Annotated in this window: 20 protein-coding genes, 2 tRNA genes and 1 other RNA gene; 13 read left to right on the plus strand and 10 right to left on the minus strand. The window is 67.8% G+C overall.

What is annotated here, in order from left to right; translation table 11 throughout:
- On the minus strand, positions 1-1804 hold a 1804-nt coding region (locus PFX91_RS17360), incomplete at its 3' end, for a DNA polymerase III subunit gamma and tau (protein ID WP_285733190.1).
- Between the two features lie 107 nt (positions 1805-1911).
- An RNA gene (gene ffs, locus PFX91_RS17365) (signal recognition particle sRNA small type) lies at positions 1912-2007 on the minus strand.
- A 179-nt stretch (positions 2008-2186) separates the two neighbouring features.
- Here ffs and PFX91_RS17370 point away from each other — a divergent pair.
- The 5 genes from PFX91_RS17370 to PFX91_RS17390 all read left to right on the plus strand — a co-directional run bounded on the left by PFX91_RS17370 (position 2187) and on the right by PFX91_RS17390 (position 7663).
- Positions 2187-3566 (plus strand): DUF2252 domain-containing protein, encoded by a 1380-nt coding sequence (locus PFX91_RS17370; RefSeq protein ID WP_285733192.1) that lies wholly within the window; start codon positions 2187-2189, stop codon positions 3564-3566.
- Between the two features lie 58 nt (positions 3567-3624).
- Positions 3625-3712, plus strand: a tRNA-Ser gene (locus tag PFX91_RS17375).
- A gap of 307 nt (positions 3713-4019) precedes the next feature.
- A complete protein-coding gene (locus PFX91_RS17380; RefSeq protein ID WP_285733194.1) occupies positions 4020-6029 on the plus strand; it encodes an oxidoreductase in 2010 nt (669 codons plus the stop codon).
- A gap of 89 nt (positions 6030-6118) precedes the next feature.
- Positions 6119-6976 carry a Rieske (2Fe-2S) protein gene (locus tag PFX91_RS17385; protein WP_285733196.1) on the plus strand — a complete coding sequence of 286 codons (858 nt, stop codon included), beginning with the start codon at positions 6119-6121 and terminating at the stop codon, positions 6974-6976.
- 150 nt (positions 6977-7126) lie between these two features.
- Positions 7127-7663 carry a PadR family transcriptional regulator gene (locus tag PFX91_RS17390; protein ID WP_285733198.1) on the plus strand — a complete coding sequence of 179 codons (537 nt, stop codon included), beginning with the start codon at positions 7127-7129 and terminating at the stop codon, positions 7661-7663.
- A 129-nt stretch (positions 7664-7792) separates the two neighbouring features.
- Here the strand turns inward: PFX91_RS17390 and PFX91_RS17395 are convergent, their stop codons facing one another.
- Positions 7793-9037, minus strand: a complete 1245-nt coding sequence (locus PFX91_RS17395) for an ROK family transcriptional regulator (protein ID WP_285733200.1) — start codon at positions 9035-9037, stop codon at positions 7793-7795.
- Between the two features lie 265 nt (positions 9038-9302).
- On the opposite strand from PFX91_RS17395, the gene PFX91_RS17400 reads away from it, so the two are divergent.
- The 4 genes from PFX91_RS17400 to PFX91_RS17415 all read left to right on the plus strand — a co-directional run bounded on the left by PFX91_RS17400 (position 9303) and on the right by PFX91_RS17415 (position 14551).
- The gene (locus PFX91_RS17400) at positions 9303-11771 is read left to right on the plus strand and encodes a glycoside hydrolase family 2 protein (protein ID WP_285733202.1); all 2469 of its coding nucleotides are present in this window, start codon (positions 9303-9305) and stop codon (positions 11769-11771) included.
- Positions 11771-12631: a LacI family DNA-binding transcriptional regulator gene (locus PFX91_RS17405; RefSeq protein WP_285733204.1), complete on the plus strand. Its 861-nt coding sequence runs from the start codon at positions 11771-11773 to the stop codon at positions 12629-12631. Before PFX91_RS17400 ends, PFX91_RS17405 begins: the two co-directional genes overlap by 1 nt.
- A 778-nt stretch (positions 12632-13409) precedes the next feature.
- Positions 13410-14258, plus strand: a complete 849-nt coding sequence (locus PFX91_RS17410; protein ID WP_285733206.1) for a hypothetical protein — start codon at positions 13410-13412, stop codon at positions 14256-14258.
- Positions 14255-14551 carry a hypothetical protein gene (locus tag PFX91_RS17415; protein WP_285733208.1) on the plus strand — a complete coding sequence of 99 codons (297 nt, stop codon included), beginning with the start codon at positions 14255-14257 and terminating at the stop codon, positions 14549-14551. The genes PFX91_RS17410 and PFX91_RS17415 overlap by 4 nt, the downstream gene beginning before the upstream one ends.
- 323 nt (positions 14552-14874) lie before the next feature.
- On the opposite strand, the gene PFX91_RS17420 is transcribed toward PFX91_RS17415, so the two are convergent.
- On the minus strand, positions 14875-15600 hold the full coding sequence (locus tag PFX91_RS17420) for an XRE family transcriptional regulator (protein WP_285733210.1): 726 nt from the start codon (positions 15598-15600) through the stop codon (positions 14875-14877).
- Between the two features lie 260 nt (positions 15601-15860).
- Between PFX91_RS17420 and PFX91_RS17425 the strand changes: the two genes are divergently transcribed.
- The 4 genes from PFX91_RS17425 (at position 15861) to PFX91_RS17440 (ending at position 17478) form a co-directional block, all read left to right on the plus strand.
- Complete coding sequence (locus tag PFX91_RS17425) at positions 15861-16190, plus strand: hypothetical protein (RefSeq protein ID WP_285733212.1); 330 nt, start codon at positions 15861-15863, stop codon at positions 16188-16190.
- A complete protein-coding gene (locus PFX91_RS17430) occupies positions 16187-16345 on the plus strand; it encodes a hypothetical protein (protein ID WP_285733214.1) in 159 nt (52 codons plus the stop codon). Before PFX91_RS17425 ends, PFX91_RS17430 begins: the two co-directional genes overlap by 4 nt.
- 85 nt (positions 16346-16430) lie before the next feature.
- Positions 16431-16916, plus strand: coding sequence for a GntR family transcriptional regulator (locus PFX91_RS17435; protein WP_285733216.1), 486 nt, complete (start codon positions 16431-16433; stop codon positions 16914-16916).
- A gap of 124 nt (positions 16917-17040) precedes the next feature.
- Positions 17041-17478 (plus strand): HD domain-containing protein, encoded by a 438-nt coding sequence (locus PFX91_RS17440; RefSeq protein ID WP_502888330.1) that lies wholly within the window; start codon positions 17041-17043, stop codon positions 17476-17478.
- Between the two features lie 3 nt (positions 17479-17481).
- Here PFX91_RS17440 and PFX91_RS17445 read toward each other — a convergent pair whose 3' ends face one another.
- From PFX91_RS17445 to PFX91_RS17470, 6 genes are all read right to left on the minus strand, one after another.
- Positions 17482-17955, minus strand: coding sequence for an NUDIX hydrolase (locus PFX91_RS17445; protein ID WP_285733220.1), 474 nt, complete (start codon positions 17953-17955; stop codon positions 17482-17484).
- A gap of 10 nt (positions 17956-17965) precedes the next feature.
- Positions 17966-18703: an XRE family transcriptional regulator gene (locus tag PFX91_RS17450; protein WP_285733222.1), complete on the minus strand. Its 738-nt coding sequence runs from the start codon at positions 18701-18703 to the stop codon at positions 17966-17968.
- Positions 18704-19083: 380 nt separating this feature from the next.
- A tRNA-Ser gene (locus tag PFX91_RS17455) sits at positions 19084-19171 on the minus strand.
- Between the two features lie 10 nt (positions 19172-19181).
- Entirely contained in the window at positions 19182-19658 is a 477-nt protein-coding gene (locus PFX91_RS17460; protein ID WP_285733224.1) for a nucleoside deaminase, read from the minus strand.
- Positions 19655-20143: a tRNA adenosine deaminase-associated protein gene (locus PFX91_RS17465; protein ID WP_285733226.1), complete on the minus strand. Its 489-nt coding sequence runs from the start codon at positions 20141-20143 to the stop codon at positions 19655-19657. Before PFX91_RS17465 ends, PFX91_RS17460 begins: the two co-directional genes overlap by 4 nt.
- 45 nt (positions 20144-20188) lie before the next feature.
- Positions 20189-20689 (minus strand): tRNA adenosine deaminase-associated protein, encoded by a 501-nt coding sequence (locus tag PFX91_RS17470; RefSeq protein WP_285733228.1) that lies wholly within the window; start codon positions 20687-20689, stop codon positions 20189-20191.
- Between the last annotated feature and the right edge of the window lie 102 nt (positions 20690-20791).

A 20791-nucleotide genomic window follows, 5' to 3' on the forward strand; every position in this document is an offset into this window, starting at 1 on the left:
TCCGCGCGAGGGGCTGGGCGGGCGCGGGTTCGGGCCGGGGCTCGGCCGGAGCGGGTCGCGTCGGCTGCGGCGCCGCTACGTCCCAACCGGAGGGCTCGGCGGGGCGCACGGGTTCGGGCCTGCGGGCGGGAGCGGCCGTGCCTCCGCCCGCGGCGGCGATGCGCACCTCCACCCCGAGCACCTGCTGGATGGCGGTGGCGACCACCTGGTCGCTGCCACTGTTGCCGAACCCCTTGGCGTCGTTGGGTCGGGCGAAGGCGAGCAGGACCGTGTTGCCCTCCACTCCGACCGGGCGGACGTCGCTGCCGGTCAACACCATCCAGGTGAAGCGCCGGAGCCCCTTGACCGCCTCCAGGATCTGGTTCCAGGCGCCCTGCACCCGGCCCAGGTCCAGGGCCCCTCCGGGCGCGGCCCCCGGGGCCGGGGCGGCGCTCCGCCGGGCCGGGACGTCCCAGCCCGCGGGTTCGGAGCGGTTCTCGGCCGGGGAGGGCTGGGACCGGGGTGCCGGGGCCGGATCGGGCCGGACCGCCGGAGCCGGGGCTGCCTGGGCCCGCACCGGTTCGGACGGGGCCGCCGGAGAGGGCTGTGCGACCGGAGCGGACACGGTCGGGGCCGGGGCGACGGGGGGCGCGACCGCCCCGGAGGACACCCGGCGCTCCAACTGCTCCAGACGGGCCAGCAAGGCCGGGCCCCGTTCTCCGTCGGTGCTCGGCAGCAGCACCCGCGCACACATGAGTTCCAGGACCAGTCGGGGCGCGGTGGCGCCGCGCATCTCGGTCAACCCCTGGTTGACGATGTCGGCGGCGCGGGTGAGTTCGGCCGATCCCAGACGGGAGGCCTGTGCCCTCATCTGTTCCGCCGCCTCGGGAGCGACGTTGACCAGGCCCTTGTCCAGGGCGTCGGGGACGGCGGAGAGGACGACCAGGTCGCGGAAGCGCTCCAGGAGGTCCGTGGCGAACCGACGCGGATCGTGTCCGCCCTCCACCACACGGTCGATCAGGCCGAACACCGCGGCACCGTCGCGCGCGCCGAGCGCGTCGACCATCTCACCGAGCAGGCTGGAGTCGGTGTAGCCCAGCAACGAGACGGCGCCCTCACGGGTGATGCCGCCCTCGTCCGAGCCGGCGATGAGCTGGTCCAGCACCGAGAGCGTGTCGCGCGCCGAACCCGCTCCCGCGCGTACGACCAACGGCAGGGCCGCCGGGTCGTAGGGGACGTCCTCCTGCTGGAGCAGGTCCTCCATGAGCTCCCTGAGGGTGCTCGGCGGGATGAGACGGAAGGGGTAGTGGTGGGTCCGCGAGCGGATCGTGCCGATGACCTTCTCCGGCTCGGTGGTCGCGAACACGAACTTCAGGTGCGGCGGGGGTTCCTCCACCAGTTTGAGCAGCGCGTTGAAACCCTCGCGGGTCACCATGTGCGCCTCGTCGATGATGTAGATCTTGTAGCGCGAGCTGACCGGGGAGAAGAAGGCGCGTTCGCGCAGGTCCCGGGCGTCGTCCACACCACCGTGCGAGGCGGCGTCGATCTCGATGACGTCGATGCTGCCGCCGCCGTCGGGGGCCAGCGCCACACAGGAGTCACAGGTGCCGCACGGGTCCGGGGTAGGGCCTTCCGCGCAGTTGAGGGAGCGGGCCAGGATGCGGGCGCTGGTCGTCTTGCCGCAACCGCGCGGACCACTGAACAGATAGGCGTGGTTGATCCGTCCGCTGCGCAGCGCCTGGCGCAGCGGTTCCGTCACGTGGTCCTGCCCGCGCACCTCGCCGAACGTCGCGGGCCGGTACTTGCGGTACAGCGCGATGCTCACGGTGTGATCACTCCCCTGGTCCCTGCCACGTGTCCATTCAACCCGCGGGTGGTGACAACTCGCGCCGGTTGGCATGGAACGGGAGGGGTTCGACCGGGCCGGAGAAAGAAAAGGACCCCCCGCGCACCCGCCAGAGCCTACTTATCCTTGCTGCCTTCCGGCCCTGGGGAGGTTCGTAGGGTGACGCCGCACGAGGGGTCTGCCCCGAGTGTAGCCCAAGCGCGGACCGCTCGGGCAACCGTCCCCAAGGCACCCGGGAACACGTCCTTCCGCCACGGGACACCCGTGGCGGACGGGGAACGCATCGACGCTTCGGCGCGTCTCATACCGCGCACGTGGCCCTCGCCGGCCCGGGCGCAGCACATCCACACCCCCACGGATCATGAACGGCATGAGCATGCTCGACCCCCTGGACTCCCCGGACGGCTCCTCCACGCGCCGCGACCTCATCGTGGACACCCTGGAGAACGCCTTCTCGGACCTGATGGCCGCCGACCCGGCCGCCTTCCGCGTCAAGTTCCGCAAGATGGCGGCCAACCCGTTCGCCTTCTACCGGGGCAGCGCCGCGCTCTTCTACACCGACGTCTCCACCATGGACGACCCCTGGGCCGACGACCGCACCTCGCGGGTGTGGATCCAGGGCGACCTGCACGCGGAGAACTTCGGGACCTACATGGACTCCACCGGCCGGCTGGTGTTCGACGTCAACGACTTCGACGAGGCCTACCTCGGCCACTTCACCTGGGACGTGCTCAGGTTCGTGGCCAGCATCGCCCTGATGGGCTGGCAGAAGGCCCTGTCCGACGAGGACATCAGCGCGCTCGTACCCCGCTACGTCGACGCCTACGTGTCCCAGGTGCGCGAGTTCGCGACGAGGGGCGGCGACTCGGAGTTCTCCCTCAAGCTGGACAACACCGACGGCACGGTGCACGACGTACTCCAGCGGGCCCGTCTCAACAGCCGCGCGGAGATGCTGCTGTCCATGACCACCCGCGACGGGTACAGCCGCCGGTTCCGGGAGGGTCCCCGAGCGCGCCTTCTGGACGATGGCGAACGCGAGAAGGTCCTGGCCGCCTACGCCTCCTACCTGGAGACCATCCCCGAGGACCAGCGCTTCGCCTCCCTGAGCTACGAGGTCAAGGACGTGGTGGGCAGCGGTGGCTTCGGGATCGGCTCGGCGGGCCTGCCCGCCTACAGCGTGCTCATCGAGGGCCAGTCGGAGGCGTGGGACAACGACGTCGTCCTGTCGGTGAAACAGGGCAACGTGGCCGCGCCCTCGCGGGTGGTGACCGACCGCGGGATCATGGCGTACTTCAAGCACCACGGCCACCGCACCGCCGTGTCCCAACGCGCGCTCCAGGCGCACGCCGACCCGCTGCTGGGGCACACCGAGATCGACGGTGTGGGCTTCGTGGTGAGCGAGGTCTCCCCCTACACCAACGACCTGGACTGGGACGGCCTGACCGAGCCCGGGCAGATCGCTCCGGTGCTGGACTACCTGGGCCGCGCCACCGCCAAGGCGCACTGCGTGTCCGACTCGCACGCGGACGCCACCCTGGTCAGCGGCGAGACCGAGGAGGCGATCATGAAGGTGCTCGACGGCCACGAGGCGGAGTTCACCCGGTGGTGCGTGGGCTTCGCCCACCGGTACGCCGCCCAGGCGCGGGCGGACCACTCGTTGTTCGTGGACGCCTTCCGCAACAACGCCATCAGCGTCCGCAACAACGCCATCAGCGGTGTGAGGTCCAGTCACGGGTCCTGAACCATGGCCGGTACGCGACCGTTCGAAGCACCCCTCGACGGCGTGTAGAGTTATCGGCGGAGGATTCGCCTAGTGGCCTAGGGCGCACGCTTGGAAAGCGTGTTGGGGGCAACCCCTCAAGGGTTCGAATCCCTTATCCTCCGCCACGGCTCACCAGCCGCAACGCAAGGCCCCGACCACACACCGGTCGGGGCCTTCGTCGTTCCTCGTCTCGGTTCTGGTCTCGGTCGGCCGCCGCCCGGCTTCGCCGTCCCGATGGCACACGGCTCGCCACCGAGCCCCACTCTCTCCGCCCGTGGAGGGCGACATCCCGATATGGCGGCACGTCGACGTGCCGCCATGTCGACTCCCCGGCTCACCCCGGGGTCGTCGCCCCTCCATTTTGCAACTTGTTGCATAATTGGTTCCGGGTCGGCCGGACACCGGCCCGCGAGGCACCCGCGAGGAGACGACATGAGCGAGTACCCCCACCTGCTGGAACCGCTGGACCTGGGCTTCACCACCCTCCCCAACCGCGTGATCATGGGCTCCATGCACGTCGGGCTGGAGGAGGTGCCCGGCGGCTTCGAGCGGATGGCCGCCTTCTACGCCGAGCGCGCCCGAGGCGGCGTCGGCCTCATCGTCACCGGCGGCATCGCCCCCAACGCCGAGGGCGCCACCTACAAGGGCGCCGCGAAGATGACCACCGAGGCGGAGGCCGAGCAGCACCGCGTGGTCACCGAGGCCGTGCACCGCGAGGGCGGGCGCATCGCCATGCAGATCCTGCACACCGGCCGCTACGCCTTCAACGAGGACGCGGTCGCCCCCAGTGCCGTCAAGGCGCCCATCAGCGCCTTCACCCCGCGGGCGCTCACCGGCGACGAGGTCGAGCGGACCATCGAGGACTTCGTCCGCGCCGCCGAACTGGCCAAGTACGCCGGATACGACGGCGTGGAGGTGATGGGCTCCGAGGGCTACCTGATCAACCAGTTCATCGCCTCGGCCACCAACCTGCGCGAGGACGAGTGGGGCGGCTCCTACGACAACCGCATGCGTCTTCCGGTGGAGATCGTGCGACGCGTGCGCGAGCGCGTCGGCGAGGACTTCATCCTCGTCTACCGACTGTCCATGCTCGACCTGGTGCCCGGCGGCTCCACGTTCGACGAGGTGGTCCGGCTCGCCCTGGCCGTGGAGGAGGCCGGGGCGACCATCATCAACACCGGCATCGGCTGGCACGAGGCGCGCATCCCCACCATCGCCACGTCGGTGCCCCGTGGCGCCTACACCTGGGTGACCCGCAAACTGAAGGGGCGGGTGTCCGTCCCACTCGTGGCGGTCAACCGCCTCAACACCCCCGAGGTCGCCGAACGGGTCCTGGCCGGTGGAGACGCGGACATGGTCTCCCTCGCCCGGCCCTTCCTCGCCGACCCCGACTTCGTCGCCAAGGCCGCAGCCGGGACCCCCGAGGAGATCAACACCTGCATCGGCTGCAACCAGGCCTGCCTGGACCACACATTCAGCCTCAAGGTGACCTCGTGCCTGGTCAACCCGCGCGCCTGTCACGAGACCGAACTCGTGCTCTCCCCCACCCGACTCCGTAAGAACGTGGCCGTGGTCGGCGCCGGACCCGCCGGGCTCGCCTTCTCCGTCTCCGCGGCCGAACGCGGGCACACGGTCACCCTGTTCGACGCCGCCGAGGAGATCGGTGGACAGTTGAACCTGGCCCGTCGCGTGCCGGGCAAGCAGGAGTTCGACGAGACCCTGCGCTACTACCGGGTCCAGCTCGACAAGCACGACGTGGACGTGCGCCTGGGCACCCTCGTGGAGACCTCCCACCTGGAGGGCTACGACGAGATCGTGATCGCCACGGGCGTCACCCCGCGCGTACCGGACATCCCCGGCGTGGACCACCCCAAGGTGGTCGGCTACGTCGACGTCCTGAACGGGAACGCGGAGGTCGGCGACCGGGTGGCCGTCATCGGCGCGGGCGGCATCGGCTTCGACGTCTCCGCCTTCCTCACCGACGGCGGCGGACAGGAGACCACCGAGGAGTTCCTGCGCAGATGGGGCGTGGACACCGACCTGGCGACCCCCGGAGGTCTCCGTGCACCCGAGCGCCCCGAACCGCCGCGCAGCCTGCACCTGCTCCAGCGCGGGAGCGGCAAGGTCGGCGCCGGGCTCGGCAAGACCACCGGATGGATCCACCGCCTGGAGCTGCGACACCGGAACGTGGAGACGGTCGCGGGCGCCTCCTATGACCGCATCGACGACGAGGGCCTGCACCTGTCCGTGGACGGGGTCAAGCGCGTGCTCGACGTGGACACGGTCGTGGTGTGCGCGGGACAGGAGCCGCGCCGGGACCTGGCCGAGGAACTGACCGCCGCGGGCCGCTCCGTGCACCTGATCGGCGGGGCCGACGAGGCGGCCGAACTGGACGCCAAGCGGGCTATCGACCAGGGCACGCGCCTGGCCGCCGCCCTGTGACGGTGGGAAAAGGGCAAGCACGGTTCAAGGATCCGTACCGGTCGGTCACCCACGAGTGACATCCGGCTGCGCGGGGTAGCCGCATCAGCATGAGACTCGGTGAAGACATCCGCACCATCGAACGGGAAGAGCGCCTTGACCCCGCGGTCTCCCGGCTGAAGCGCCTGGCCGAACGCATCCCGAAGGGCACGGTCCGCGACGTGCTCCACGGGGTGCAGCTGGGGCATCCCCTGCATCCGATCCTGGTGCAGATGCCCATCGGCACGTGGATGGCGGCGGTCCTGCTGGACATGCTTCCGGGGGACCACCGCCGCAGCGCGCACACACTGGTCAACGTCGGGCTGCTCGCCGCCCTGCCCGCGGCGGTGAGCGGCCTGGCGGACTGGTCGCAGCAGCACGAGAGGCAGCAGCGCGTGGGCGTGGTGCACGCGGCGACCAACGGCGTGGGGTCCGTGCTCTTCGGCGCCTCCTCGGTGGCCCGGGCGCGCGGACGCCAGGGATGGGGGAAGTTCCTGGCCCTGGCCGGCATGGGCGTCGTCGGGCTGAGCGGCTCCCTGGGCGGGCACATCGCCTACTATCGCGCGGGCGGCGCCAACAGCGCCGACCACCTCGCCGACCTGGTGCCCGACGGTTCGCACGACATCGGTCCGTTGAACGGGTTCCCCGACGGGGGGCTCGGCGGGGCCGAGGTGAACGGCGTCCCCGTCGTGGTGGCGCGGACCGGCGACTCGGTGAACGCGTTGTTGGGCACGTGCCCCCACATGGGCGCCCCTCTGGCCGACGGCGAACGGGTGGACGGGTGCGTCCGCTGCCCCTGGCACGGCAGCGAGTTCCGTCTGGAGGACGGAACGGTCGTCCACGGGCCCGCGACCGCGGCGCTGGAGCCCTTGGAGTCCTCGGTCGTGAACGGCCGGGTGATGGTCCGCCTGCGCAGGCCCGAGGAGTAGGACGGGGCTCGCGCCTTTCCGTTCCCGACGAACCCGCCCCCAGTGCCGCTTGCGATGGCCCACTGGGGGCACCGTCGTGCGAGGGGGCCTTCCGGGCGCGCGTCCGGCGCACGCCCGGCCCTGGGGCCGGTGACTTCCTAGAATGCGCTCATGTCCCTGCCCCACGCGATTTTGACCGCCCTGTTGGAGAAGCCGTCCTCCGGTCTGGAGTTGGCCCGGCGGTTCGACCGCTCGATCGGCTACTTCTGGTCGGCCAGCCACCAGCAGATCTACCGAGAACTGGGCAAGCTGGAGCGGGGGAAGCTGATCCGGGCCCTGCCGGCGGAGGTCCCCACGCGCGGCCGACGCAAGGAGTACGAGGTGCTGCCCGCCGGCCGCGAGGAGCTGGAACGATGGGTGGACACGCCCGAGGACCCCAAGACCGCCCGAGACCCGTTGCCACTGCGGTTGCGCGCGGCCGGGGTGGTCGGTGTGCGCGGCCTGGTGTCGGAACTGCGCCGCCACCGCGACCTGCATCTGTCGCGGTTGGAGGAGTACCGGGCCTTCGAGCGGCGCGACTATCCGGACGGGCCCAAGAACGAGCGTGAGCGGATTCAGCGCCTGGTGCTGCTCGGCGGCATCGACGTGGAGGCCGGATGGGTGTCGTGGCTGACCCGAGCCATCGAGGAGCTCGAAGAGGCCCGGTGAGCGGGCGGGGCCCTGGCCCCGGCCGCGCGGGTCGTCCCGGCCGCGCGCCGTCGGCGATCCGGTCGACGCACCACAGGCGCGTCGGTTCGGCGCCTTGCGACCCTCACCCGCGAGCCGGGGCGATCCTGCTCAGCGCCGGACCGCCCCGGCCTCCGACAGGTTCGCCGGCAGCCGGAGCCCGGGACGCAGCGGCACCAACTGTGACCGCAGGACCATGGTGGCCGCGCCGATGGCGGGCGCGGTCGCCGCGGAGGTGGACAGACGCACCTCCACGGCGTGGGTGGCGCGGGCGAAGAAGGCCCGGTCCAACTCCTCCCGGATGACCGGCAGGTAGATCGACCCGGCCACGGCCAGGCTCGGCCCGGTCAGCACCAACAGGTCCAGGTCCATGACATTGGCCAGGTTGCGCACCGCCACGGCCAGGTAGCGGGCGGAGCGGTCCAGCAACGAGCGTGCGGTGGGCTCTCCCCGGCGGGCCGCGCGCACCACGGCGGCGAACTCCGCCGCCACCGACGACCGACCGCCCTCGCGGACCAGACCGGCGTCGCGCGCGAGCCGCGCGTCCTCCCGGGCCGCGGCCACGACGGCGGCGGGGCCGGCGATCGCCTCGACGCATCCTCGCCCGCCGCACCAGCACAATGGCCCGTCCACGTCCAGGCACACGTGCCCGATCTCCCCGGCGTTCCCACTGGCCCCGTCATGGGGCACACCGTTGACCAACACTCCGGCGCCCACGCCGGTGCCCATGTACACGGCGGCGAAGATCGACGAGCCGCCGACCACCCCGGACCAGTACTCGCCGAGGGCTGCGGCGGTCGCGTCGTTGCCCGAGACCACGGGCAGGTCGACGGCGCTCCTCAGTTCCTCCACCATCGGATAGCCCGCCCAGTGGCGCAGTGAGGGCTGTCGTCGCAGGTCGCCGGTCGGCGTCACCAGGCCCACGCCGACCACCCTCCCGCGTTCGACCCCGGCGCCCTCCACGAGCGCGTCCACCTGCCGGGACATGCGGGCGGTGATCTCGGCGGGGTCCTCGTCCCTGACCCCGGTGCGGGTCAGGCGGGACACGACGGCGCCGGTGAGGTCGGTGAGCACATAGGTGATGCCGACGGGATCGATGTGCACTCCGACGGCGTACCGGGCCTCCTGGGCGAGCCGGAGCAGCACGCGGGGTTTGCCTCCGGTGGACTCGGCGCGACCGACCTCCCGGACCAGACCGTCGTCGATGAGCCCGCGGACGACGGTGGAGATCGTGGCCCCGGTGAAGCCGGTGGCCTCCACCAGTCCGACGCGGCTGATCGTGCCCGCGGCACGGATGACGTCGAGGACCGCCGCCCTGCTCGTCGTGTGCGGAATGGCCCGTGCCGAACCGCCCAATGCCACCTCCACCGCTCGCCATGGCGTGGTCCGCGAAGCCCCCGCCGTACACGTCGTACGACCGGAAGGGCGCGTATCAGCGTACCGTCGCCCCCTCGGCGCGGGACGCGTGCCTCGGCCGGATCCGGACACCTTCGCCACAGGCGTTGACTTACTTTGTTCACTGAAGTAAGAATCCAGAGCACGGCCGGACCGCACGACGAGCGGGCCCGCACACGAAAGAACCCCCGAGCGTCCCCCGACCCCGATTCCGGAGAAACCGAAGATGAACCGCCGGACCCTTCACGACGGATGGCGTCTGTCCGCCACGAGCGGACCCGTCCCCGAACACATCGCGGGTCGCTCCGTCCCCGCCCAGGTCCCCGGAAGCACCCACCTGGACCTGCTGGCCGCCGGGCTGATCCCCGAGCCCTACATGGACACCAACGAGAACGAACTGGCCTGGATGCACCGCGTCCACTGGCGGTACTCCCTCACCTTCGAGGCCCAGGCCTCCGCCCCCGACGAGCGTGTCGACCTGGCCTTCGACGGCCTGGACACGGTCGCGACCGTGGAGCTCAACGGCACCGAACTCGGCACCACCGCCAACATGCACCGGTCCCACCGCTTCGACGTGCGCGACGCACTGCGCACCGGCACCAACGAACTCGTGGTCTCCTTCCGTTCCGCGCTGGAGTACGCCGAGGAGATGCGTGAGCGCCTCGGCGCCCGCCCGCACGTCAACACCCACCCGTACAACATGGTCCGCAAGATGGCCTGCTCCTTCGGGTGGGACTGGGGCCCCGACCTCCAGACCGCCGGGATCTGGAAACCCGTGCGCCTGGAACGCTGGCGGACCGCGCGCCTGGCACGGACGCGCACCCTGGTCACCGTCGGGGAGGACGGCACCGGCAGGGTCGAGGTGCACGCCGACGTCGAGCGCGCGGGAGAGGGTGCGGCCCTGTCCCTCACCGCCGAGGTCGCCGGTCACCGGGCCACCGCCAAGGTGGCGCCCGGATCCGACGGCGGCACGGTCGTCGTCGAGGTGCCCGACGCCCGCCTGTGGTGGCCGGTCGGTCACGGTGACCAGCCCCTGTACGACCTGCACGTCGCCCTGACCACGGGCGGTGGGGACGAGCCGCTGGACTCCGTGAACCGCCGCGTCGGCTTCCGCACCATCACCGTGGACACCGAACCCGACGAGCACGGCACCCCCTTCACCGTCGTGGTCAACGGCAAGCCGATCTTCGTCAAGGGGGCCAACTGGATCCCCGACGACCACTTCCTCACCCGCATCACGCGCGAGCGCCTGGCCAGACGCGTCGACCAGGCCGTGGGCGCGCACATGAACATGCTGCGCGTGTGGGGCGGCGGCGTCTACGAAAGCGAGGACTTCTACGACCTCTGTGACGAGCGCGGTGTCCTGGTGTGGCAGGACTTCCTCCTCGCCTGCGCCTCCTATCCCGAGGAGGAACCGTTCTGGAGCGAGTTCGAGGCCGAGGCCAGGGAGAACGTCGCGCGCCTGAGCTCCCACGCCTCTCTCGCCCTGTGGAACGGGGGGAACGAGAACCTCTGGGGCTACATGGACTGGGGGTGGCGGGAACAGTTGGGGGACCGTACCTGGGGTCACGGCTACTACACCGACCTCTTCCCCCGGATCGTCGCCGAACTGGACCCCACCCGGTTCTACGCCGACGGCAGCCCCTACACACCGAGGTTCGCCCCGGAGGAGGTCCACCCCAACGACGAGGCCCACGGCACCCGACACGAATGGGACGTGTGGAACCGGACCGACTACCGGGCCTACCAGGACCACGTGCCCCGGTTCTGCTCCGAGTTCGGCTTCCAGGGCCCGCCGACCTGGGCCACCCTCACCGACTGGGTGCACGACGAGCCGCTCAGCCCCACCGGAGCCGCCTTCCTGCTGCACCAGAAGGCCGAGGACGGCAACGGCAAGCTCGAACGCGGCATGACCGCCCACCTGCCCACGCCTCACACCTTCGAGGACTGGCACTGGGCCGCCCAACTCAACCAGGCCCGCGCCGTCGCGTTCGGAGTCGAGCACTTCCGTTCCTGGTGGCCGCGGACCGCCGGTTCCCTGGTCTGGCAGATCAACGACTGCTGGCCGGTCACCTCCTGGGCCGCCGTGGACGGCGACGAGCGCCCCAAGCCGCTCTGGTACGGCCTGCGCCGCGCCCACGCCCCGCGTCTGCTCACCGTGCAGCCCCGGGACGGACGCCTGGTCCTGGTCGCCGTCAACGACACCGACGAGGCCTGGTCCGCGTCGGTGCGCGCCGAACGCCGGACCTTCGGGGGCGAGGTGCTGCACACCGAGGAGAGGGAACTGTCCGTACCCGCCCGTTCCGTCACGGAGGTCGAGCCGACGCGGGAGCTGTTCGCGGCCCGCGACACCAGGCGGGAGCTGCTCGTGGCCACGGCGGGGGACGTCCGCGTCGTACGGCCCTTCCGGGAGGACGTGCACCTGGCCTACGACCCCGACCCGCTGACCGCGGTCGCCACGCCCGTGGAGGGCGGATACCAGGTGCGGGTGCGCGCCACCTCCTTCGCCAGGGACGTCAGCGTGCTGGCCGACCGGGTGGCCCCCGACGCCGAGGTGGACGACATGCTCGTGGACCTGCCGGCCGGGGAGGAGCACACCTTCATGGTGCGGACCGCGCGGAAGGTGGACCCGGCCGAGCTGACCTCTGCTTCCGTCCTGCGCTCGGCCAACTCCCTGCACGCCCGGCGGTCCTGATGGTCGGCGGTGGCGCCTCGGGCGCGGTCGGGCTGGTGCTGGCCAGACCGCGTCCCCTGGTGAGCGCGGAGCTCTTCTTCATGGAGTTCGTCGCCGGTATCGAGGAGGGGCTCGCCGAACACGACATGGCGCTCCTGCTCCACCTGGTGAACGACGGGGAGGCCGAGCTGTCCGCCTACCGCAGGTGGTCGCGACGGCGTCTGGTGGACGCCGTCGTGGTGTTCAATCCCGCCGTGGACGACGAACGTCCCGCCGTGCTGGGCGAGCTGGGTCTTCCCGCCGTGATCGCGGGGGCGCCCTCCCCGGTCCCCGGCGTCCCCGGTGTACGCACCGACCACGCGACCCCGGCCCAGGAGGCGCTGACGCGCCTGCTGGAACTGGGTCACCGGGAGATCGCCAGGGTGACCGGCCCCGAAGGACTGCTGCACACCCGCGCCCGTACACAGGCCTTGGTGGAGGGATGCCGGAAGGCCGGGGTGCCCGACCCGGTACTCGTGGAGGGCGACTACTCGTCCGAGGCGGGCGCCCGGCTCACCGGTGAACTGCTCGGACGTCGGGAGCCGCCGACCGCGATCCTGTACGACAACGACGTGATGGCCGTGGCCGGACTGGACGTCGCGCGGGACCTCGGGGTCCCCGTTCCGGAGCGTCTGAGCATGGTGGCCTGGGACGACTCGGCCCTGTGCCGTCTGGCCACGCCCGCGCTGACCACCATGAGCGTGGACGTGTACCGGTACGGGGTCTCGGTGGCCGAGTCCGCATTGGAGTGCGCCGCGGGGCTTCCCGTCACGGAGCGGTGGTCGCCCACGGCGCGTTTCGTGCCTCGCGACAGCACGGGCCCCGCTCCCCCGGTGGGGTAGCGTTCCACGGTCCGTCGACATGTACCCGTGTCGACGGACCGCTTCGTCGACGAAGCGACACGCGGATCCCCCACACGAAAAACCGCCCCCGGGGATCCCCGAGGCGGCTGGTGACGGCGGAGGAGGGATTTGAATCCTCGAAGGGTTGGCCTCTCGGGACTGCGGAACCATCAGCGGCCCAATTCCGAAAATCGGCACTAACCTGCTGCGGAATACCCATGCGTTCCCACCGTTCCCGACCGCTTCCAGTCTCCGTGTGTAATAAATGTGCATTGCTCTGTACGCCAGGCATAGGCTCTTGCCCCAGGTAGACCGGGCGCTCTTGGGAGCCCTCGCCGTGGCTCTTCTGGCCCCAGTCTTCGACAACCATGTTTTCGGGCCGAGGCGCACGACAGCGCTGGGCCAGCGACCCAAGACAGACGCCTCCGCTGTCTGGTGACTCGGGGTCCGAACGCGCCAGGAACCACGGTTGCCCCCCAAAGCCGAACCTGTCGCTGTCAAATCAGTCCCGGTATTTCGCCTCCGAACCGGCCGCTGCATGGCTCGGGGCCGGGGGGGCAGCCCGCAGCCCGAGCCATGCAGCGGAGCACCGCAGCGGCGCTCGCGCCATCGCCTCGATCCCATCAAGCATGGTTCGGCAATCCTTACACCCCAGCGCCCATTAAGAGAAAATTAGGACGAAAGTCCTTCCTGTCATGATGGCCACATCTGGCCACTTTGCACCAGGCTTGCAGGTCATTGGACTAGATTGACTCCCATATCACACGAGGGAGCAGCCTTGCCCGAGAGCGGAAATAGCATTGTTGATCTTAATAACAAAATTGTTCTACTCAAAAGCTACATGGAATCCGCTCGAAGAAAATCCGTATACGGAACTCTTCTTATTGCCACTGGGTCTATAGGCGCGATCGCCTATGTTGTCGATTATTTTACGCTCGACTGGCAGGGAATTGCGCCCTATGTAAAGCTGATCATTTTGGGGACCTTTGTTGGTTTGCTCACTTGGGGAATTGCCCTGCGAGCAAACCCTGGCGTAAAGGTTCGCGAGCCTGAACTTTCGAATGAGCTAGTTACTTCAGACAGAAATGGGTATCGAACTGCGAGCCAGCTTGAAATTGAACTTCGGAGAATTCGAGACAAAAAGAAAGACCAGACACCAAATTCAGATGAAGACGTAGATGAACGCAGGAAGTCATACAGAGAGGAAGCGACTTTCTATATTGAGGAACTAAGGAGGGAGAGTCAGTACTACCGGAACGTAAGCAATATCGTTCAAGGAATCGTTATTGTTGGATCACTCCTAGGATCCTTCATGGCAGCCAGTTCCTTCTTTGTTCGGGAGTACTCTTGGTTTGTTGCGATTAATAGCCTTGCCATTGGAATTGCCTCCGGGTTTGCTGGGTATTGGAAATACAAGGAGCGCAGTTTTTATTCTCAGCAGACTGCTGACCTCATCGAACATGAGATCGAATCTTTTGATCTGCAGATTGGGCGATATGAAAAAGGCGGCACTGAGGAAAAGAATTTGCTCTTTGCAAGGGAGATTTTGCGCCTGCGACAGGATCAGAAGATGCGTGAGCAGAACCTTGATCAGCCTTCTTCTAGTGGGGAAGAGGCGAAAAAGTGATGAAGAGAGGAACGCAAGTTGCTCCCGCTCTCTTCGCGATTTTTATGCTGAGCGCCTGCTCTGCTTCGTACAATGAAAAGGTCAGGCATCTGGAGGAAGTTGCACAACGGGGGGTGGAGGTGCACAAAATTATTGAAGATCTCGAAGGCGAGGAAGCCGACGAAGAGCAGTGTCGTGAGGCGAGTAGAGTTCTAAATAAGGATCATCCCCACATTGAAAAGAAAGACAGAGAAGCTTGGCATGAACTCGTGGAAGGAGTCTTCGTAAGTGCCTGCATTTCGGGGAGATACTAAGGGCAGAAGCTCGTCAATCTTCACACCCAGACTTATATCGTTTGCTTTTTTGTTTTCCCTTATTTCGACTGGTTGCGCAGCCAGTTACCAAGAAAGAAACGACTACCTACTGCAAATGGCACAGAGGGGGGTCGAGGTTAATAAGCTATTTCGTGGTCAAGGGCAAGAGATCGATGAGGACCTCTGCCTGTCGGCAAACTCTGCCCTAAACGACGACATCCCGTCCAATCGATCTTGGGGATACGAGCCCACCCCAGAGTGGGAAGAGCTAGTGAGGGAGACATTTGTGAATGCGTGCATCTCTGGCGAATATTAAGAACCCCTTAACTTTTAGACCCCTTCCACGCAAGGTCAAAACTTGCAGAGTACATCCTGGACATATCGGGTGAATTTCTGCGATCTATCTCAATGACTGGAGATTTTGAAGCTGGCATGCCATAAATATGGTGATTAATTATCATCTTCCTCTCTGTTAAGTAGATAGAACTGTACAAGATCGTCGAATGTTTTCGAATCTCGACGCCGTCGACGTCCAGCAGGGCACGGAAGAGCAGCAGAGAGTTGAGTACCCTAGCAGAGAGGGCTTCTCCAATCTGCTCCTCTTGTCCGCGTTGCTTCACTGCTTGAGACTCGGGGTCTCCTAGAAGGATGCGGATATTTACTCCGTCTTGAGCTCGCGAGTTGAGCAACTCCAACATGCCAGCGTCGTCGGCGAGGAACAGGCCGCTGTAGACCAGGATGCCAATCTCTTGTTCAGCTTCACTGAACAGGTCCCACCACACTTCCCGAGGCACCTGCCAGCGGTGTGCGTAGACACGCTGGACGTGCTCAGACCCGGGGGTACGCTCTTTGGATTCCCGGCTTTCCTGTGGCCAGAGTCGGTCCTCTTGGACTTGGAGGAGTTCAGCCAGTGCCCAGCGGTGCCGGGGATAAGGACGTGTTCCGGACAGCCACCGGCGGACGGTCTTGGGGTCCACGCCGAGGTGTGCTGCCACGTCGGTCTCGGTGAGTTGGGCTGCGGCCAGCGCCTTGTGCAGTGCAGCGTTCACGTCGTGCCCTCCTGGGGGTACGGGAACCCGACGATAACAGAAGACGTCCCTAGACGTCCCTCAAGTTGTCCGATACGTGGTACACATGTCCACTCACCCAGAGCATCGTTGCCGCATGTACACCTGATCTGACCAGGGAGCATCATGCGGAACCACACCACGCGCCCCCATCACCGAAGGCGGCCCCTGCCCCGACTGGCCCGACGCGTTCGCCTGTACGTCCTGAGCGCGGTCCTCCCGTACGGGGAGGTGGACGTCTGATGTCGCTCCTCCAACCCCGCTGCGGTGACACCTGTCTGAGCCCTGCCGGGCGCCTGCGGACCTGTGAGCTGGATGCCGGCCACGACGGTCCCCATGAAGACGTCCGCGGAGACCGGTGGGAGTCCCCGGGCCTCGTGCTGGAACGTCTACGCGAGCGCTGGGGGCACACCCACCGGATCGTCTGGACCGGACGGCTGTGGATGGCGACGGCTCACCACCGGAACGCCTCATGGCGTACCGAGATCGAGCCCACCCCCGAGCAACTGGAAGAACGCCTTCGTACCCGAAGCACCTGCCCGCCCGTTCCTCTTCCGAGGAGTCAGCGATGAACCAACCAGCCGAGGACAAGCAGTGGGACCCGATCCCGGACGACCTCACCGAAGAAGAGCGTCGCGCGGTGGAGCGTCAGGGCAGGGCCATCGCACTGCAAGAAGAACTCGGGGTACCACGCCTGACCGAACGCGACTACGACTACGGCGACTAGCACCCCACTCGCCCATACTGATGTCCTGCAAACCTTGTCACACCTGCTGACGACGCTTCCGCTGTCTCGCCTCTAAGGAACCTGTTTGAGCTCGCCCACCCCCTGGGGGGCCTACCACCAGATCGCGGATTCCCTACGCTCCCGTGTCACGTCTGGGGAGCTCTCCCCCGGAGACGCTCTCCCCTCCGAGGCTGCCCTCGGCCAAGAGTTCAACGTCTCGCGCACCACCGTGCGCCGTGCTCTGGCCGAACTGGAAACCGAGCGGCTGATCAAGGCCCTACCGGGAACCGGCCGTGTCGTCTGCACTGCGGAAGATCGTGCGAGTACTGGCAAGGAGGACAGTCCGCCTGCCCGGTACCGGCGGATCGCCGCAGACCTGCGAGAGCGGATCACCAGTGGTGAACTCGCTCCGGGGGACGCCCTGCCCAGTGAGGCGGACGTGGTCCGCCAGTACTCGGTGTCACGCGGGACGGCCCGTCAAGCCCTCTCCGAACTGGAGGGGGCCGGGCTGGTGGTCGCTGTACACGGCAAGGGGCGGTTCGTCACCGGAGGCGAAACCGGCGCGCGTTAGCCTGGTGCATGTGGGACATGTTCACTGGGCGCGGGAGCTCGCGCGAGAACTGCTCGAACAACCGCTTCCCCGACGCTGGGCGCACTCCCAGGGGGTAGCCGAACAGGCGCGGTCCCTGCGAGTCGTGCTCGGTGAACATGCCGACCTGGTGGAAGCCTCCGCCTGGCTCCACGACATCGGGTACTCCCCGGACCTGGCGACCACGGGCTTTCATCCCCTCGACGGTGCCCGCTACCTGCGCGACGTCCAAGGGGCGGATGAAGCCCTGGTCTCCCTGGTGGCCTATCACTCCTGCGCTGTGGTGGAGGCCGAGGAACGGGGCCTTCTCGCCTCGCTCAAGGACGAGTTCGACGCTCCGCCCGAGGATCTGTTGGACGCGCTGACCTACTCGGACATGACCACCGGTCCGGACGGGACGCACCTGCCGGTCGAACGGCGCTTGTCAGAGATCCTGGAACGCTACGCCCCGGAAGACCTGGTCCACCGCTCCATCACTCGTTCCTCGCCGCTGCTGACGGCATCGGTACGGATTATGGAACGCCGATTGGCTAAGGTCGGCTAACCCTCATCCGATGTGGGTGGGGCCTCCGCTGAGGAACTGGTCCACGCGCATGCGCATGGAGCGGTTCATCCGGTACCCGGTCAGTTCGCTCTTGGGGACCCAGACGACTTCCTTGGACTCGTCGCTGGGCGTGGGCTCACCCGAGAGGGGGCGGGCGGTGAGGGCGATGGAGAACTCCTGGCGGGCCTCGCCGTTGCTGGTGTAGTAGATGATGTGCTTCGGGTCGCTGTAGACCCCGACGATTCCGGTGATCTGGCAGGTCACCCCGGTCTCTTCCAGGGTCTCGCGTACCGCGGCCTGGGGGACGGATTCGCCCGGGTCCACCGCACCCCCGGGTACCGCCCAGTTGTCGTTGTCGGTGCGGCGGATCATCAGCACCTCGTCGCGTTGGTTGACCACGAACACGTTCACCGACGGGACGAGGCTGTTCGCGGCTGGCGCCTGGGGGTCGTCGTAGTAGTCGATCCGCTTGCCCATGGACCTCTCCTCAGTCGAGCGGGGTCGCGTCCGTCCAGACCTTCTCGTAGCTCTCCAGGTAGGTGCCGGCCAGGGCCCCGCCAGGGATCTTGCGCAGATGGAACACCGGGGCCTCCGAGGCCATCGCGCCGTAGACATGGGTGTTTACGATCATCTGGTCGTCGGCGCGGTAGATCGAGTTGTACAACGTCGTCCCGTGAAGACGGAACTCCACCCCCGGCACCTGGCTCAACGACCGGTACAGCACGATCACGTTGCGGATCTTCGCGGCCAAAAGCTCGTCCAGACCCTCGTCCTTGCCGCGCTGTGCCACGGCCTCGCTGTCGGGGTCTCCCAGCAGGACGCGGACGCGGACTCCGGCCTTGGCCTTGTCCGTCAGCAGTTTGATCATGCTCGGGTCATCAGCGAGAAAGAATCCGCTGAAGACCAGGATCGAGATCTCTTCCCGAGCGCTTTCGAAGACGCTCCGCCACAACTCCGGCGGGACGCTCCACCGGTGCGGGTAGATCTCCACGATCTCGCTCTGTGAGGCGGCCTTGCTCTGCTCCGGAGTGAGGGCCTGGGGCCAGAGGTAGGTCTCCTCCACACCCAGGTAGGTCGCTGCCGCATAGCGGTGACGGCGGTAGGGGGTGCGCCCCTGGGTGATCCAGCGCTCCACGCTCTTGGCGTCCACGCCGATCTTCTCGGCCAGATCGGCCGGGGTGGCTCCGCGCTGAAGCAGCGCGGCTCGCAACCTTTCGTTCGGCATGGACCTCGGGGGTTCGCTGGACGTCTGGGGACGCGCTCACATTACCGAGACGTCCCGAACACGTCCAGCCATGTAGTGATCCCCGTCCCGGCCCCTTAGCGAATGGGGGTCATCGTCAGCACGACCTCGGACTTCTCCCGACCCGGCCAAGGATCTTCCTCCTGATCCTGTTTAGTCGAAGCCGCCTACGTCCAGACGAGGAGGCCATCGAGACGGTGGGGGCTACGGCGTGGGGTTCTTGGAAGGTCGAGTGATGAGCCCCGAAGGGGACCGCCCCGACCTGTCGACATGTACCCGTGTCGACGGATCGCCCCGTCGACGAAGCGACACGTGGCTCCCGCACACGAAAAACCGCCCCCGGGGATCCCGGAGGCGGCTGGTGGCGGTGGAGGAGGGATTTGAACCCTCGAAGGGTTGCCCCTTACCCGCTTTCGAGGCGGGCGCCATCGGCCACTAGGCGACTCCACCGCGGACAACTCTACAGTATTCGGCGCCCTGCGAAGAACTCGCTGAGGAGACGGGCACACCGATCGGCGATCTCCTCGGGGACCAGGTCGGGCGGCACGACCTCGGGGCGGTGGTTGAGGCGGGGATCGCGCACCAGGTCCCACACCGATCCGGCCGCGCCCGCCTTGGCGTCGCGGGCGCCGTAGACCACCCGGTCCACCCGGGAGAGCACCACCGCGCCCGCGCACATCGTGCAGGGTTCGAGCGTCACCACCAGGGTGCACCCGTCCAACCGCCACTCACCACGTCGGCGGGCGGCGGCCCGTAGCGCGAGCACCTCGGCGTGCGCGGTGGGGTCGCCCGTCGCCTCGCGCTCGTTGCGTCCCCTGCCCAGGACGGTGCCGTCGGAGTCCAGCACCACGGCGCCCACCGGTACGTCGCCCGTCTCCAGGGCGCGCTCGCCCTCGGCGATCGCCTCGCGCAGCGCCGCTTCGAGATCCTTGGTCACAGCCGCATGCCGTCGAGGAGGTCACCGAAGCCCGCGCGTTCGGCGACCACGGCGAGGACGTCGCCCGGCAGGACTCCCCCTCCCACCGACAGCGAGCGCAGTTCGTCCTCGGGCATCCCCAGGTCGGTGAGCAGGTCGCCGTCGCCGTCGGGCACCGGATCGGGGCGGGTACCCGCGCCGTCGGAAGGGGCGGCGGCCCCCAGCCCTCCGGCCTCGGAGAGCACGGAGGCCAACGGATGGTCGTGTACCACGCGTGCGTCGGAGAGGTACACGCGCGGTTCCTCCCCGTCGTCACCGGCGCGGACGATGGCGAACCACTCGTCGTCCGCCTCCACGAGCAGAAGGGAGAGGTCGCTGCCCCGGTCGGCCGCGAAGTCGAGCATCAGGTCGGTGACGTCATCGATGACTTCCACGTCGCCGAGTTCGAGCTCGGTTCCCCGCCATGTCTTCCCGTGGGGAGCGAAGACAGCTGCGAAGGTCGACACCGCGTGCTCTCCTGTTCGCCGGGATGCTGTTACTCCTGCTGGTCCTTACCCCATACTGTCAAGTACACGCTGAAAGGCCTGGGCGAATCCCAGCCGCTCGGACACGCTGGCCAACACCTCGTCCGGGTACAGGTCCAGGTCGCCCGCCAGCGCTCCCAACTCCATCTCGTCCAATCCCAGATCGGCCACGATGGACAGGTCGCCCGCGGGAAGCACCTGGTCCAGTTCGTCGTCGTACGGCAGGTCGATGTCCAGGTAGTCCAGGACGTCCCGGGCCACCTGCCAGTCCACGGACGCGGTCACGTCGGAGAGGAAGACGGAGACCTCACCGCCATAGACCCGCACGATGATGAAGAAGTCGTCGCCCACCGAGACCAGGCCGAGGGAACCGCTGATGCTCGGTTGCTGACGCAGTGCGTGGATCAGACCCTTGAGATCGTGCGTCAGGGTCACGGGCAGTAGATCGACGTCCCAGTGGTCCTCTTCCCTGTACGCGATCGCAGCGAAGTCGCCCGAGCCGTCGTCACCTTGATCGAGCACTGTCATCGTCACCCCAACCCGGCCGGTGTATCAGTGCGGACGAAGGTACCCCGGATCGCCCGTGCGAGTGCCATGGTAACGATCACTCCGGCACCGCTGCGGCCCTCG

The organism is Nocardiopsis sp. ATB16-24 (genome assembly GCF_030271535.1).
GTDB lineage: Bacteria > Actinomycetota > Actinomycetes > Streptosporangiales > Streptosporangiaceae > Nocardiopsis.